Source organism: Rhodococcus sp. Leaf278, from assembly GCF_001426085.1.
In the GTDB taxonomy this organism is placed as follows: domain Bacteria; phylum Actinomycetota; class Actinomycetes; order Mycobacteriales; family Mycobacteriaceae; genus Rhodococcoides.
This window is the reverse complement of record NZ_LMRR01000041.1, coordinates 49563-63357: the sequence shown is the minus strand read 5'-3', so window position 1 is coordinate 63357 and position 13795 is coordinate 49563. Positions and strand designations below refer to the sequence as shown.

The window sequence follows — 13795 nt, the reverse complement described above, 5'->3', positions numbered from 1 at the left end:
AAACATCCTCTCGATGACCAGACGACCCGCTGATGCGGGCCTGGCGTACTGCCTTAGAAGATGTAATACCGGTCACACTCAAAAGTCAATAGTTTGTCCAGACATTAGGACTGCAGGGAAATGGAAGACTGCGAATCAGGAGGGAAAAACGATGCCGAGGAGGCGTCGCAGCTCGTCGAGGGTCTCGAGAGTGGAGATGGTGTCGATCATTGTGTGGCAGGGGCTTTCGAGCTCCCCGCTTGCGATCCGACGGGCGGCCTCCGCGGCCTCGTAGGCGAGTCCTCGGGGGTAACCGCTGACGTCGTCGACGAACCGGGCTGATCGTCCGTCGCGCAGGGTCACCGTGAAGTCTCCTGGTCGATAGAAGACGTCCGCTGTACGGAGCATGCCCGCCGTGCCGCACACCGCACCGAGGTTCGGTGTGTCGGCCAGGATGGTGGTGTTGAGAACGGCGTGAGCACCTGTCGGCGAGGTCAGGACCGCCGAGATCTGACCGTTGAGCTCCGAGTTTGCCTGCTGTCTCACCGCCGTGACACCAGCCGGTCGGCCCAGCGCCTTTTGAGCGAAATAGACGACATAGGTACCCAGATCGAGTAGGGGACCGCCCGCCAGTGCGGGGTCGTAGATTCGATGATCGGTGTCGAAGTGCTCGCCGTGATCGGCCAGGACGGTACCGATCTCACCGAGCATTCCCTGCGTCAAGATCTGGGAGATCACGTCGAATTTCGGCAGAAACGCAGACCACATGGCCTCCATCGCGAACAGTCCCTTGGATCGGGCGAGTTCGGCGACAGCGCGAGCCTGGTGGGCGTCGAGAGCGAGGGGTTTTTCCACCACGACGTGCTTACCTGCGTCGAGTGCCAAGCTTGCGTGCTCGAAGTGGAGGGTGTGCGGGGTGGCGATGTACACGACGTCGACATCGGAACGTGCAACGAGATCCTCGTAATTGCCGTGGACGGTCGGGATTCCCCAGTCCGCAGCGAAGGCCGCGCCTCGCTGCGCGTTTCTCGAGGCGACGGCGGTGATCTGCTGGGAAGTGTGGTGGCGCAGTGCCTCTGCGAACCGCGCTGCGATCCATCCCGGTCCGAGGATGCCCCATCGAAGCGCAGGCGCATCGATAGGCGGTGCGACGCGTGAGGGTGGAAGTAGTAGTTCCGTGGTCGAAGTCATGCCACGCACCCTAGTATCTCGTGTTGTACATATGTCCGGACATTCGGATGTTTTCATCGAGATCGAAAGCGAGGGTCCATGAGCGTGCGCGTAGGAGTAATCGGAGCCGGAGTGATGGGGGCCGACCACATAAGGAACCTGCATTCCGTGGTGTCGGGCGCGACCGTGACGGCCGTGGCGGACGTCGACGCCACCCGCGCGGCCGGTCTCGCGGCCGAGGTCGGCGCGGACGGCATCACCGACCCGTACGCGTTGATTTCGCGAAAAGACGTCGACGCCGTTGTCGTCGCCTCCCATGACTCCACCCACGCCGAGTTGGTGCTCGCCTGTATCGAGGCCCGCAAGCCTGTCCTCTGTGAGAAGCCGCTCGCGGTCACCGTCGAGGAATGCGCAACAGTCGTTCGAGCCCACGAGGCTGCGATCTCGGGCGGAATTCCCTTGCTCACTGTGGGTTTCATGCGCCGATTCGACCCGGGATACGTCGAGTTGAAGCACACGGTGTCTTCGGGCGCAGTGGGCGATCCGTTGATCGTGCACTGCTCGAGTCGCACGGTCACCTCCGGTCCGGGCGGCGATTCGGAGGCAAGTATCACCAATTCCGCGATACACGAACTCGATACGGTGCCGTGGTTGCTCGATTCCCCGGTGGTCGAGGTCAGCTGGCATGCCACTCGTGCGAGCAAGCGGATAGCGCATCGCCGCGATCCGCAGTTCATGCTGCTCAGAACCGAGAGTGGCGTCCTGACGACCGTGGAGTTGTTCCTCAACGCCGGCTACGGTTACGACATCCGCTGTGAGGTGGTCGGCGAAGATGGCGCGAGCCGTCTGGCTGAGCCGGTTCGGACGCTGACCGATCAGGCTCTGCAGCACGGTCATTCGTACTCGAAGGACTGGGTGCCCCGCTTTGCCGACGCTTATCGACTCCAACTGGGCGAGTGGATCGGCTCGATCACCGACGGGCGCACGTCCACACTGGCCTCGGCGCGTGACGGGCTGCAGGCGAGCGTGGTGGCGCAGGCGTTGATCACCTCGATGCACAGCGGCGGCGCAACAGTCGTGGTGGAGAGCCCTTTCTGAAGGCGATTACCGACGTCCTGGTGCGGCTCGGGCCTTCAGCGGTCGACCAGGGTGGTGTCGAAGTAATACCGGGACGCCCGGTACACGTGCGCGCCGAACTCGACGACGCTTCCCGAGTCGTCGAAAGCGGTGCGGTGCATGGTCAGTAGGGGTGCCTTGTACTTTTCGTCGAGCAAGGCTGCCTCGTCGCGGTCGGCCGCGCGGGCACCGATGCGCTGGCGGGCGAGTCTGATGTGCACCCCTCGCGTACGTAGCGAGGAGTACAGGCCCTGGGTCTCCAGCTCATCCGGATCCGGGGCTATGTCGCCCGGCAGATAATTGACCATGACCGCGAGCGGCTCACCGTTGGTGCTTCGGAGCCTGCGAATGGTGACGACGTCCGTCGTCTCGGAGATGTTCAGTTCCTGTGCGACGTCGTGGGTCGGCGGACCGACCTGGTAGTCGAGGAGGCGGGTGGTCGGGTTCTGGCCGGCGCGTGCGAGGTCGTCGAACAGGCTGGTGAGCTCGACCGGTCGGTGGACCGGGCTCTGAACCACCTGTGTTCCGACGCCCCGCTTCCGTACCAGTAGCCCCTTGTCGACGAGTTCTTGAATCGCACGCCGGGTGGTGGGGCGAGACAGGCTCAGTCGCTTGGCAAGTGCCAACTCGTTCTCGAAGCGCTCTCCCGGCGCGAGGACACCCTGCAGGATGGCGGATTCGATTGCCTGGGCCAGCTGAAAGTACAGGGGCACCGGACTCGACCGATTGAGTTCGACAGGAAGTTGAGCCGCCTCGGTTGCAGCCGCCGCTGTGTTCGACGTGGTCACTGGTCTCTCCCGTCTTTCTGTGGGCGCTGTGGGGCACCGGCTTGTACGAAGTCTAGGTCATGGATAACATCACTTGACCGGAAGTAAGAATGTCAGGACAAACTATTGACATTCGTGTGTGAGCTCACGCACAGTGGACGCACCGCAGAAACGTGGGAAGCCCGCACTCGAAACCAACACCTCACACCAATGGAGTCGATCGTGACCACCTCAGCCGACGCGAACACCGCGGCCTTCGACGTCCTCGCAATCGGGCGAAGCGGTGTCGATATCTATCCTCTGCAGACCGGCGTCGGTCTCGAGGAGGTCGACACCTTCGGAAAGTTCCTGGGGGGTAGCGCCGCGAACGTCACCGTCGCCGCCGCGCGACTGGGGTGCCGCTCGGCGCTGATCTCCGGCGTCGGCAACGATCCCTTCGGTCGATACGTGGCCGCGGAGCTGGCTCGGTTGGGCGTCGACAACCGATTCGTCGTCACCGACGACCAATTCGCAACTCCGGTCACGTTCTGCGAGATCTTTCCGCCCGACGACTTCCCGCTCTATTTCTATCGGAAGCCGTCGGCGCCCGATCTCCAGATTCGTCCGGAGAACATCGACGTCGACGCTGTCCGCAACGCTCGTCTGTACTGGTCGACAGTCACCGGCTTGTCCGAAGAACCCAGCCGCAGCGCCCATTTCGCTGCATGGGACGCCCGAGATCGAGCACCGTTGACCGTACTGGATCTGGACTACCGGCCGATGTTCTGGGATTCGCCCGCCGCCGCGACGGAGCAGGTACGCCGGGCGCTCGAGCAGGTCACGGTTGCCGTCGGGAACAAGGAGGAGTGCCAGATCGCAGTCGGTGAGACCGACCCGCACAAGGCGGCCGATGCACTTCTCGATCTCGGAGTCTCCCTTGCCATCGTCAAGATGGGCCCCAAAGGTGTTCTCGGCAAGACCAAGACGCAGACCGTCACGGTGGCACCGAACTTCGTCGACGTGGTCAACGGACTCGGGGCGGGAGACAGCTTCGGCGGTTCGCTCTGTCACGGCTTGCTCGCCGGTTGGCCGCTGGAAAAAATCTTGCGATACGGCAATGCCGCAGGAGCCATCGTGGCATCGCGCCTCGAATGTTCGACGGCAATGCCCACCGCCACCGAAGTCGCTCTGCTCGCCGAACAAACCGCAACGGAGGCTGTCAATGTCTGAGACCACCTTGAGCCCCGCACCCGCGGCCGCCAGTTACGCCGAGGTCACCGCAATTCGCGCCACCGATCCGCAGGCCATCGAACGTGCGTGGGCAACTCGGGTCACCCGCCCGACGATCCGCGGCAACGGCCGCCTGATGATCGTTGCCGCCGACCATCCGGCCCGGGGCGCGCTCTCGGTCGGCTCGAACATGACCGCCATGAACAGCCGCACCGAGTTGCTGGACCGACTCCGCACCGCACTCGCCAACCCCGGCGTCGACGGTGTGCTCGGATCCGCCGACATCCTGGACGACCTCGTGCTGCTCGGTGCGCTCGAGGACAAGGTGGTCTTCTCGTCGATGAATCGTGGTGGCTTGGCCGGCGCGTCGTTCGAGCTGGACGACCGAATGACCGGTGCCACAGCCGCTTCCACTGCCAAAGCTCGGATGAACGGTGCGAAGATGCTCACCCGAATTGCACTCGACGATCCGGGCACTCTGGCGACGATGACCGCATGCGCGCAGGCAATCGACGAACTGGCCGCGGCCAACCTCATTGCCATGGTCGAGCCGTTTCTTTCGCGCCGGGTCGAAGGTCGCGTGAAGAACGATTTGAGTACCGACGCGGTCATCAAATCGATCCACATCACGCAGGGTCTGGGATCCAGCTCCGCCCACACCTGGATGAAGCTTCCCGTAGTGCCCGAGATGGAACGTGTCATGGACGCCACCACATTCCCGACGCTGCTTCTCGGGGGCGACCCGCAGACCGCTCCAGAGGAGACGTACGCCAGTTGGGCACGCGCGCTGGAGATTCCCGCGGTTCGGGGCCTGATCGTCGGTCGCACGTTGCTCTACCCGCCGGACGGAAACGTCGAAGCTGCAGTCGGTACCGCCGTCGACATGGTGAGGTGAAACATGAACTCCGAGTACTACATCGCAGCCGGTACAGGTAGCGCGGACGGCTTCGACGTCGTGGTCACGCCGGACTCCGCCGGCTGGACCGAATCCAGCTTGTGGACAGTTACGCTCGCCGCGGGACAAGCCCTCGAACTGGATTCCGGACGCGACGAAATCATGGTCCTGCCACTGTCGGGTTCGGCCACGGTCACCAGCGACAGCACGACATTCGAGCTCCTCGGTCGAGCGTCCGTGTTCGACGGTCCTTCCGACTTCGTCTACGTCGGTCGGGATTCCGCGTACACGATAGTCAGCGCCGCCGGTGGTCGCTTCGCCCTCTGCGGTGCGCGTGCAAGGTTCAAGTTGCCTTTCCGGTACGTACCCGCATCGAAGATCCCAGTGGAGCTGCGTGGTGCCGGCAACTGCAGCAGGCAGGTTCACAACTTCGGAACCGCAGACACTTTCGACGCGGACTCGATCATCGCCTGCGAGGTCATCACTCCCGGTGGTAACTGGTCCTCGTATCCCGGCCACAAGCACGACGAGAACACCGCGACCGAATCGGCACTCGAGGAGATCTACTACTTCGAGATCGCCGACGGGCCCCAGGGCAACGCAGGTTTCGGCTACCACCGGGTGTACGGCACCCCGCAGCGACCGATCGAGGTACTCGAGGAAGTCAGAACCGGAGACGTGGTTCTGGTGCCACACGGGTACCACGGACCGTCGGTCGCGGCCCCCGGCTACCACATGTACTACCTGAACGTCATGGCCGGACCCGGTGCCGAACGCGCCTGGAACATCGTCGACGACCCCGAACACACCTGGATTCGCGGCAGCTGGACCGACCAACCGGTCGACCCCCGCCTTCCCCTCCACACCGCATCGACAGGAGCATGACCGTGGTGTCCACAGCGCCGATCTCGGCGAGCAAGAACGACAATGCCGAACCGACAGTGCATCTGACGGTCTCCCAGGCAGTCGTGAAGTTTCTGGCCAACCAGTTCGTCGAGCGTGACGGCGTCCGCGCCAAGTTCTTTGCGGGAGCCTTCGGCATCTTCGGTCACGGGAATGTCGCGGGCCTCGGGCAAGCACTACTGCAGGCCGAGATCGACGCCGTCGAATCCGGCACCGAACCGGAATTGCCGTATGTCCTCGGACGTAACGAGCAGGCTATGGTGCACAGCGCCGTGGCCTATGCGCGCCAGAAAGATCGTCTGCAGTCCTGGGCAGTGACAGCCAGCGTCGGGCCGGGCTCGACCAACATGCTGACCGGTGCAGCTCTGGCCACGATCAATCGTCTTCCCGTATTGCTGCTTCCCGCAGACACTTTCGCCACGCGAGCCAGCGCACCGGTGTTGCAGGAGCTCGAGCTTCCGTCGAGCGGCGACGTCACGGTCAACGATGCATTCAAGCCGCTGTCGCGTTACTTCGACCGGGTGTGGCGTCCCGAGCAGCTGCCGAGTGCTCTGCTCGGTGCCATGCGTGTGCTCACCGATCCGGTCGAGACGGGTGCGGCGACCGTCGCCATCCCTCAGGACGTGCAAGCAGAAGCATTCGACTGGCCGGAATCCTTCTTCGCTCCGCGTACCTGGCACGTGGCTCGTCCCGTCCCCGAGAAGTCCGCCGTGGAGCGCGCGGCTGCGGTCATTCGCAGTGCGCGGAAGCCGCTGATCGTCGCAGGCGGCGGCGTGATCTATTCGCGTGCAACCGATGCACTTGCCTCGTTCTGCGCGGCGACGGGCATCCCCGTCGGGCAGAGCCAGGCGGGCAAAGGATCGTTGCCGTACGACCACCCACAGTCCGTCGGCGCCGTCGGCTCCACCGGAACGACGGCCGCCAATGCGCTCGCCACCGACGCCGACGTCGTGATCGGAATCGGTACGCGTTACAGTGATTTCACCACTGCCTCGCGCACCGCGTTCACCAACCCGGACGTGAAGTTCGTCAACATCAACGTTGCTTCCATCGACTCGGTCAAGCAGGGCGGTGTCTCCGTTCTCGCCGACGCCCGAGAGGCCTTGGACGCACTGGCCGAGGCACTCGGCGACTTCTCGGTGTCGGACGACTATCGCAGTAGAGTTGCCGAACTCGCACAGCAATGGGACGACACGGTGACCTCGGTGTACAACATCGAGGATTCGTCCGCACCGCTGAATCAGAACCAGGTCATCGGTCTCGCGAACACCTTGTCCGATCCCCGCGACGTCGTGGTGTGTGCTGCCGGGTCCATGCCTGGTGATCTGCACAAGCTATGGCGCACAAGGGATACAAAGGGATATCACGTCGAGTACGGCTTCTCGTGCATGGGCTACGAAGTAGCAGGCGGTATCGGTGCGAAGATGGCCGAGCCCGACCGTGACGTGTTCATCCTGGTGGGCGACGGTTCGTACCTGATGATGGCGACCGAACTGGTCACCGCCGTGCAGGAGGGCGTCAAGGTCATCATGATCTTGGTACAGAACCACGGGTTCGCTTCCATCGGTTCGCTGTCGGAGTCGCTCGGATCGCAAAGATTCGGCACCGATTACCGATACCGCGGCGAGGACGGTCGTCTGGACGGTGGCATTCTGCCCGTCGATCTCGCCGCCAACGCGGCAAGCCTCGGCGTGGACGTCGTCCGGGTGAACAACGGCAACGAGTTCACGGACGCCGTGAAGGCGGCGAAGGCCAGCGAGACGAGCACGGTCATCCACGTCGAAACCGACCCACTCATCGCTGCACCGGATTCCGAATCCTGGTGGGATGTGCCGGTCAGTGCCACCTCGACCCTCGAGTCGACGACGACCGCATACGAGACGTATCAGAAGTGGAAGAAGATTCAGCGGCCGTTCCTGCGTCCGTCCGGCCAGTAGTCACCCCAGAACATTCGGCATATTTCGAGAGGAACTATTTTCATGAGCGTTATTCGCGTGGGATCGGCACCTGATTCGTGGGGCGTCTGGTTTCCGGAGGACCCGCAGCAGACCCCGTACGGCCGGTTCCTCGACGAGGTGTCCGCATCGGGTTACGAGTGGATCGAGCTCGGGCCGTTCGGATATCTCCCGACCGATCCGCAGAAGCTGTCCGACGAGCTCGCTGCACACAACCTGAAGCTTTCTGCCGGAACCGTTTTCGAGCATCTGCACCAGGACGATTCCTGGGATGCGGTGTGGACTCAGATCGAGGACGTCGCGAAACTGACTGCGGCAGTGGGCGGAAAGCACGTCGTGGTCATTCCCGAGATGTGGCGCGACCCGTCCACCGGTGCGGTGCTCGAAGACCGCACACTCACCACCGATCAGTGGCGTAAGAAGACAGAGGGCATGAACGAGCTCGGCAAGCGGATGTTCGAGCAGTACGGCGTCAAGGCTCAGTACCACCCGCACGCGGACTCTCACGTCGACACCGAGGAGAACGTCTATCGGTTCCTCGACGGCACGTCGAGTGAGTTCGTCAATCTGTGCCTCGATACCGGCCACATCAGTTACTGCGGCGGAGACAACATCGCCATCATCGAGCGCGCACCGGAGCGCATCGGATACCTGCATCTCAAGCAGGTCGACGAAGCCGTCCGCGCCCGAGTCGAGGCGGAGGATCTGCCGTTCGGCGAGGCCTGCAAGCTCGGCGCGATGACCGAACCGCCCCTGGGCATCCCGGACATGCCGCCACTGCTGTCGACCATCGAGCGGTTGGCCGACGAAGGCAAGCTCACCGCAGACATCTTCGCGATCGTCGAGCAGGACATGTATCCGTGCGAGCCGGACTACCCGTTGCCGATCGCGCAGCGCACTCGTAAGTACCTGGGCTCCTGCGGGATCCCGTCCATCCAGTTCAGCTGATACCCGCAAGGAGACTTTTTCATGACCAACGAACTGCGCATCGCCGTCCTCGGGGTCGGCATGATGGGTGCCGACCACGTCGCTCGCATCTCCTCGAAGATCGCCGGTGCACGCGTTGCCGTCGTCAACGATTATTTCACCGAGAAGGCCGAAGAGCTCGCCGCGTCCATCCCCGGCGCTCGAGTCGTCAACGACCCTATCGACGCCATCGCCGATCCGGAGGTCGATGCCGTGTTGCTCGCGACCCCTGGTCCGACGCACGAGAAGCAGCTCCTCGCGTGTCTCGAGTACGGCAAGCCGGTCATGTGCGAGAAGCCGTTGACCACCGACGTCGAAACATCGCTCGCAGTGGTGAAGGCAGAGGCCGAACTGGGCAAGAAGCTCATCCAGGTCGGATTCATGCGCCGCTTCGACAACGAGTACGCAGATCTCAAAGCTCTGATCGACTCAGGAGATATCGGTCGGCCGCTCGTCGTGCACTGCGCCCATCGAAACCCGGCTGTGCCGCCGCATTTCGACAGCGCAATGATTGTCAAGGATTCGTTGGTGCACGAAGTCGACGTCACCCGCTTTCTCCTCGACGAGGAAATCACGACGGTGCAGATCATCACGCCGTCCGCCAACACGAATGCGCCTGCGGGACTGAAAGATCCGCAGATCGCCATTTTCACGACCGAGACCGGTCGGCACGTCGACGCGGAGGTGTTCGTGACCACGGGCGTCGCGTACGAGGTCAGGACAGAGGTCGTGGCCGAACGCGGCAGTGCCATGATCGGTCTCGATGTGGGCCTGGTGCGCAAGTCGGCACCCGGAACCTGGGGCGGCACGATCACACCGTCGTTCAAGGAGCGCTTCGGGCAGGCCTACGACACGGAAATTCAGCGGTGGGTCGACGCCGTGCGCGCGGGTGCCGAGACCGGAAACTACGTGGACGGTCCCGGCGCATGGGATGGCTATGCCGCAGCGGCTGTGTGCGATGCCGGAGTGAAGTCGCTCGAGTCGGGTGCTCCCGTGGCCGTGGATATGGTTCCGCGTTCCTCGATCCCGGGCGCGTGAAGCGAATGAAGATCGCTCTCGATCCGACTCCGTTCCACCACGATTACTCCTTGCTCGAATTACCCGGTGTGGTAGCCGATCTCGGGTACGAGTGGCTGCAGTTGACGCCGCACGTGGACATGATCCCGTTCTTCAACCACCCGAAAGCCGACGACGACCTCGTCGCCAAGTTCAAGAAGGCGTGTTCCGACGCCGGTGTCGGTATTGCATCCGTGCTTCCGGTGCTGCGGTGGTCCGGTCCCGACGAGGATGCCCGTGAGGCTGCAGTTCGGTACTGGAAGCGCGCGATTCAGATCACCGTCGACCTCGGTGTGTCGACCATGAACACCGAGTTCAGCGGCCGACCGGAGAAGCCCGAGGAATCCGAACGGGCCTTCTACCGGTCGATGGAGGAGCTGGTGCCCATCATCGAACGTGAAGGTCTCGATGTGTTGATCGATCCGCATCCCGACGATTTCGTCGAGGACGGTTTGGCGGCGGTTCGTACCATTCGCGGAATCAACTCGAAGAACATCGGCATGGTGATCGTGGCCTGTCACCAGTTCCACATGGGCGGCGATCTCGACGCGATCATGGCGGCGGCCGGCGACATGGTGCGACTGGTGCATGTTGCCGACACGATGGATCATCATCGTTCGCACGGGCTTCGGTACATCACCAATCCTCCGGGCAACGCCGTACGCGTGCATCAGCACCTCAAGATCGGTGACGGCGATGTCGATTGGAACCAGTTCTTCGGCGGCCTCGCCACGCTCGGCTTCTACGACCGCGACACCGTCATGGTCTCGAGTGTGTTCGCGGAGAACGAGAACGCGCACGAGGTCTCGCGCTATCAGCTGGACACCATTCGGAAGTACGTCTCCGAGCACTCCTGATTTTCACTCACGTAGGGACACAACATGACCGACAACGTTATTGCACATTGGGTGGACGGGAAGCCGTTCGCCGGCACGTCCGACAAGACCGCTCCGGTCACCAACCCCGCGACCGGGCAGGTAACCGGCCAGGTAGCGCTGGCCACCGTCGAGGATGCACGCACGGTCATCGCCTCTGCCGCAGCAGCATTCCCGGGCTGGCGAGACACCTCGCTGGCCAAGCGAACCGCGATCATCTTCAAATTTCGGGAATTGCTCAACGCCAAGAAGGGTGAGCTCGCAGAGATCATCACCGCCGAGCACGGCAAGGTTCTCTCCGACGCACTCGGCGAAATCAGCCGCGGCCAAGAGGTCGTCGAATTCGCCTGTGGCATTCCCCATCTGCTCAAGGGCGGCTTCACCGAGAACGCGTCGACGAAGGTCGACATCTACTCGATCCGTCAGCCCCTCGGCCCCGTCGGCATCATCAGCCCATTCAACTTCCCAGCGATGGTGCCGATGTGGTTCTTCCCCATCGCCATCGCCGCAGGCAACACGGTCGTGCTCAAGCCCAGCGAGAAGGATCCGACCGCATCGCTGTGGATCGCCGCGCTGTGGGAAGAGGCAGGCCTACCTCCCGGTGTCTTCAACGTCCTCCAGGGTGACAAGGTCTCCGTCGACGAACTGCTCGAGAACAAGTCGATCAAGTCGATCAGTTTCGTCGGGTCGACGCCGATAGCGCAGTACGTCTACTCCACCGGCACGGCGAACGGTAAGCGCGTTCAGGCTCTCGGCGGAGCGAAGAACCATGCGATCGTCCTGCCCGACGCCGATCTCGACCTCGCGGCAGACGCAATGGTCAACGCCGGGTTCGGTTCTGCCGGTGAGCGATGCATGGCCATCTCTGCGCTGGTTGCCGTCGGGAATATCGCCGACGACCTGGTCGCGAAGATCGTCGAGCGCACCACGCCTCTGGTGACAGGCGACGGCACCCGCGGCGCCGATATGGGACCGCTGGTGACCAAGGCCCACCGCGACAAAGTCGCCTCGTACGTCGATGCCGGCGAAGCCGCCGGTGCGACGATTGTCGTCGACGGACGTACGGTTGAACCCGACGGCGGAGCGGACGGATTCTGGCTCGGCCCGACGCTGATCGACAATGTCACCACCGACATGTCCATCTACACCGACGAGATCTTCGGACCGGTCCTGTCGGTGATTCGGGTCGATACCTACGACGAGGCACTCGAGCTCATCAACTCGAACCCGTACGGCAACGGCACCGCCATCTTCACCAACGACGGCGGCGCGGCCCGACGCTTCCAGAACGAGGTCGAGGTCGGCATGATCGGCATCAACGTCCCGATCCCGGTGCCCATGGCGTACTACAGCTTCGGTGGTTGGAAGAACAGTCTGTTCGGCGACACCCACGCCCACGGAATGGAAGGCGTGCACTTCTTCACCCGCGGCAAAGCAGTCACCAGCCGGTGGCTCGATCCGAGCCATGGTGGCATCAACCTCGGATTCCCTGAAAATGACTGAGCCCGGAGAACGACTGAGCCCTGAGAACGACTGAGCCCTGAACTGCGAAACCCCCGCTCCCATTGTCGGAGCGGGGGTTTCGCGCTGCACGGGCAGCAGATGCTGGACCGATTCGACTCTGCGGGGTGAGCCGGGGTCAGTGCAGCATGTGGAGTATTCGAGCCTGGGCGTCGTCGACGGTAGCGGCAACAACGTCGTAGTGGGTTGCATCGGGTACGGGCCGATAGGTCACCTCGCGCACGCCGCTTGCCAGCAGTGCAGCAGCCAAGCCGGTCGTTGCTGCCGGCGGCACGACCATGTCTGCCAGTCCTTGTTCGATCACTACCGGCCGGGTGTATCCGGTGGTCGGCACCGACAGGTACTCGCGTAGAGCCGAGGCCATCGCAGAATCGGACAGCGGCCGGGCAAGAAGCTGTTGCGGAGAAACACCGATCACTTCCTCTCTCAACGCGCCGATACAGCTGCCCTCTGCTTGCGTTACGTAGGCACGTCCGATGTCACTGAGGTAGCCGTCTACGTGGATATCGGGCCGAGAGTCCTCGAGCCCATGGAGGATGTAGATCAGGGTGGCAGTGACGTTGTCGAGTTGTGCGATCCGGGGTGTGGTGGGAGAAAGTAGTGGCAGCAGGACCTCGAGGTTCGACGAGGGTGCGAAAGACACCACCCCGCGAAAGTCTGACGGGGCTCCGTACATACCGGCGCGAGCTCCGGTGGTGAGTGCGGCCGCGCCGCCTTGAGAGTGCCCGGCGGCGACCCAGGTTCGCGACAATGCGGGCAGCATGTCGGCTGCTGCGTCGACGGCGTCGGTGACGGCATTCGCCGCCGAGACACTGTTCAGATAGTGGTGGATGTCCGACGTTCCGAGTCCGATGTAGTCCGTCGAGACTACGGCCGTACCGCTACGGAGTAGGTTGGTGATCAGGGGCTTCGACAGTTCGACGGCCATCGGATCCTCGGCAGTCCTGTTCTCCAGCGCCGTGCTCATGGCGCATGAATCACCCACGCCGACGGTGCCTTTGGCCCAGGACACAATCGGCCACCCGCCTGCTGGCGGCGTGCCGGAGGGGATGTACACCTGTCCGCGGGCTCGCGCCGGACGCCCGTGTTCGTCGGTGGTCCAGTAGGACAGTGCGTAGCCGGCATAGGCACCGTCGATGATCCTCGAAATCGGCTCGATAGATGTCGACGGTGCCGCGCCGGCAACGGGGCCGAGCACTCCCGAGCCGGCAAGCATTGCAGCAGTTGCGAACCAGACCAACGTGGATCGAATTTTCATGTATTCCCCCGCGATCGACCGTAGAGGTTCGGATCCGCCGCCCCCGCGCGGAAATATACCCCGGCTTGCGCCGTGTTACTACAGATTCCGACGACGACGAGACCCTGCGTGACATGTTCTGTCGC

12 protein-coding genes are annotated in these 13795 nt (G+C 63.2%); 9 read left to right on the top strand and 3 right to left on the bottom strand.

The annotated features are described in order from the left end of the window. Positions 1-135: 135 nt before the first annotated feature. Entirely contained in the window at positions 136-1170 is a 1035-nt protein-coding gene (locus ASG84_RS20725; RefSeq protein ID WP_057478887.1) for a Gfo/Idh/MocA family protein, read from the bottom strand. 78 nt (positions 1171-1248) lie between these two features. On the opposite strand from ASG84_RS20725, the gene ASG84_RS20720 reads away from it, so the two are divergent. Beyond that, positions 1249-2247 (top strand): Gfo/Idh/MocA family oxidoreductase, encoded by a 999-nt coding sequence (locus tag ASG84_RS20720; RefSeq protein WP_057478886.1) that lies wholly within the window; start codon positions 1249-1251, stop codon positions 2245-2247. A 35-nt stretch (positions 2248-2282) separates the two neighbouring features. On the opposite strand, the gene ASG84_RS20715 is transcribed toward ASG84_RS20720, so the two are convergent. Further along, positions 2283-3053, bottom strand: a complete 771-nt coding sequence (locus ASG84_RS20715) for a GntR family transcriptional regulator (RefSeq protein ID WP_057478885.1) — start codon at positions 3051-3053, stop codon at positions 2283-2285. A 189-nt stretch (positions 3054-3242) separates the two neighbouring features. On the opposite strand from ASG84_RS20715, the gene iolC reads away from it, so the two are divergent. The 8 genes from iolC to ASG84_RS20675 are packed head-to-tail and all read left to right on the top strand — an operon-like array spanning position 3243 to position 12394. Continuing rightward, positions 3243-4241: a 5-dehydro-2-deoxygluconokinase gene (iolC, locus tag ASG84_RS20710; protein ID WP_057478884.1), complete on the top strand. Its 999-nt coding sequence runs from the start codon at positions 3243-3245 to the stop codon at positions 4239-4241. Then, positions 4234-5136, top strand: coding sequence for a Cgl0159 family (beta/alpha)8-fold protein (locus ASG84_RS20705; RefSeq protein WP_032377230.1), 903 nt, complete (start codon positions 4234-4236; stop codon positions 5134-5136). Before iolC ends, ASG84_RS20705 begins: the two co-directional genes overlap by 8 nt. Before the next feature lie 3 nt (positions 5137-5139). Further along, a complete protein-coding gene (gene iolB, locus ASG84_RS20700; protein WP_057478883.1) occupies positions 5140-6021 on the top strand; it encodes a 5-deoxy-glucuronate isomerase in 882 nt (293 codons plus the stop codon). Then, complete coding sequence (gene iolD, locus ASG84_RS20695) at positions 6018-7976, top strand: 3D-(3,5/4)-trihydroxycyclohexane-1,2-dione acylhydrolase (decyclizing) (protein WP_200936642.1); 1959 nt, start codon at positions 6018-6020, stop codon at positions 7974-7976. Before iolB ends, iolD begins: the two co-directional genes overlap by 4 nt. A gap of 42 nt (positions 7977-8018) precedes the next feature. After that, a complete protein-coding gene (locus tag ASG84_RS20690; RefSeq protein WP_057478882.1) occupies positions 8019-8942 on the top strand; it encodes a sugar phosphate isomerase/epimerase family protein in 924 nt (307 codons plus the stop codon). Between the two features lie 21 nt (positions 8943-8963). Further along, on the top strand, positions 8964-9998 hold the full coding sequence (locus ASG84_RS20685) for a Gfo/Idh/MocA family protein (RefSeq protein WP_057478881.1): 1035 nt from the start codon (positions 8964-8966) through the stop codon (positions 9996-9998). A gap of 5 nt (positions 9999-10003) precedes the next feature. Beyond that, positions 10004-10873, top strand: coding sequence for a sugar phosphate isomerase/epimerase family protein (locus ASG84_RS20680; RefSeq protein WP_057479058.1), 870 nt, complete (start codon positions 10004-10006; stop codon positions 10871-10873). Between the two features lie 24 nt (positions 10874-10897). Further along, entirely contained in the window at positions 10898-12394 is a 1497-nt protein-coding gene (locus ASG84_RS20675; RefSeq protein ID WP_057478880.1) for a CoA-acylating methylmalonate-semialdehyde dehydrogenase, read from the top strand. Between the two features lie 136 nt (positions 12395-12530). Here ASG84_RS20675 and ASG84_RS20670 read toward each other — a convergent pair whose 3' ends face one another. Next, a complete protein-coding gene (locus ASG84_RS20670) occupies positions 12531-13670 on the bottom strand; it encodes an alpha/beta fold hydrolase (RefSeq protein WP_057478879.1) in 1140 nt (379 codons plus the stop codon). Positions 13671-13795 lie beyond the last annotated feature (125 nt).

Bases quoted from the DNA above. Each gene is read 5' to 3' on its own strand.
- ASG84_RS20725 (WP_057478887.1), bottom strand. From the start codon at position 1,170: ATGACTTCGACCACGGAACTACTACTTCCACCCTCACGCGTCGCACCG.
- ASG84_RS20720 (WP_057478886.1), top strand. From the start codon at position 1,249: ATGAGCGTGCGCGTAGGAGTAATCGGAGCCGGAGTGATGGGGGCCGAC.
- iolC (WP_057478884.1), top strand. From the start codon at position 3,243: ATGGAGTCGATCGTGACCACCTCAGCCGACGCGAACACCGCGGCCTTC.
- ASG84_RS20705 (WP_032377230.1), top strand. From the start codon at position 4,234: ATGTCTGAGACCACCTTGAGCCCCGCACCCGCGGCCGCCAGTTACGCC.
- iolB (WP_057478883.1), top strand. From the start codon at position 5,140: ATGAACTCCGAGTACTACATCGCAGCCGGTACAGGTAGCGCGGACGGC.
- iolD (WP_200936642.1), top strand. From the start codon at position 6,018: ATGACCGTGGTGTCCACAGCGCCGATCTCGGCGAGCAAGAACGACAAT.
- ASG84_RS20690 (WP_057478882.1), top strand. From the start codon at position 8,019: ATGAGCGTTATTCGCGTGGGATCGGCACCTGATTCGTGGGGCGTCTGG.
- ASG84_RS20685 (WP_057478881.1), top strand. From the start codon at position 8,964: ATGACCAACGAACTGCGCATCGCCGTCCTCGGGGTCGGCATGATGGGT.
- ASG84_RS20680 (WP_057479058.1), top strand. From the start codon at position 10,004: ATGAAGATCGCTCTCGATCCGACTCCGTTCCACCACGATTACTCCTTG.
- ASG84_RS20675 (WP_057478880.1), top strand. From the start codon at position 10,898: ATGACCGACAACGTTATTGCACATTGGGTGGACGGGAAGCCGTTCGCC.
- ASG84_RS20670 (WP_057478879.1), bottom strand. From the start codon at position 13,670: ATGAAAATTCGATCCACGTTGGTCTGGTTCGCAACTGCTGCAATGCTT.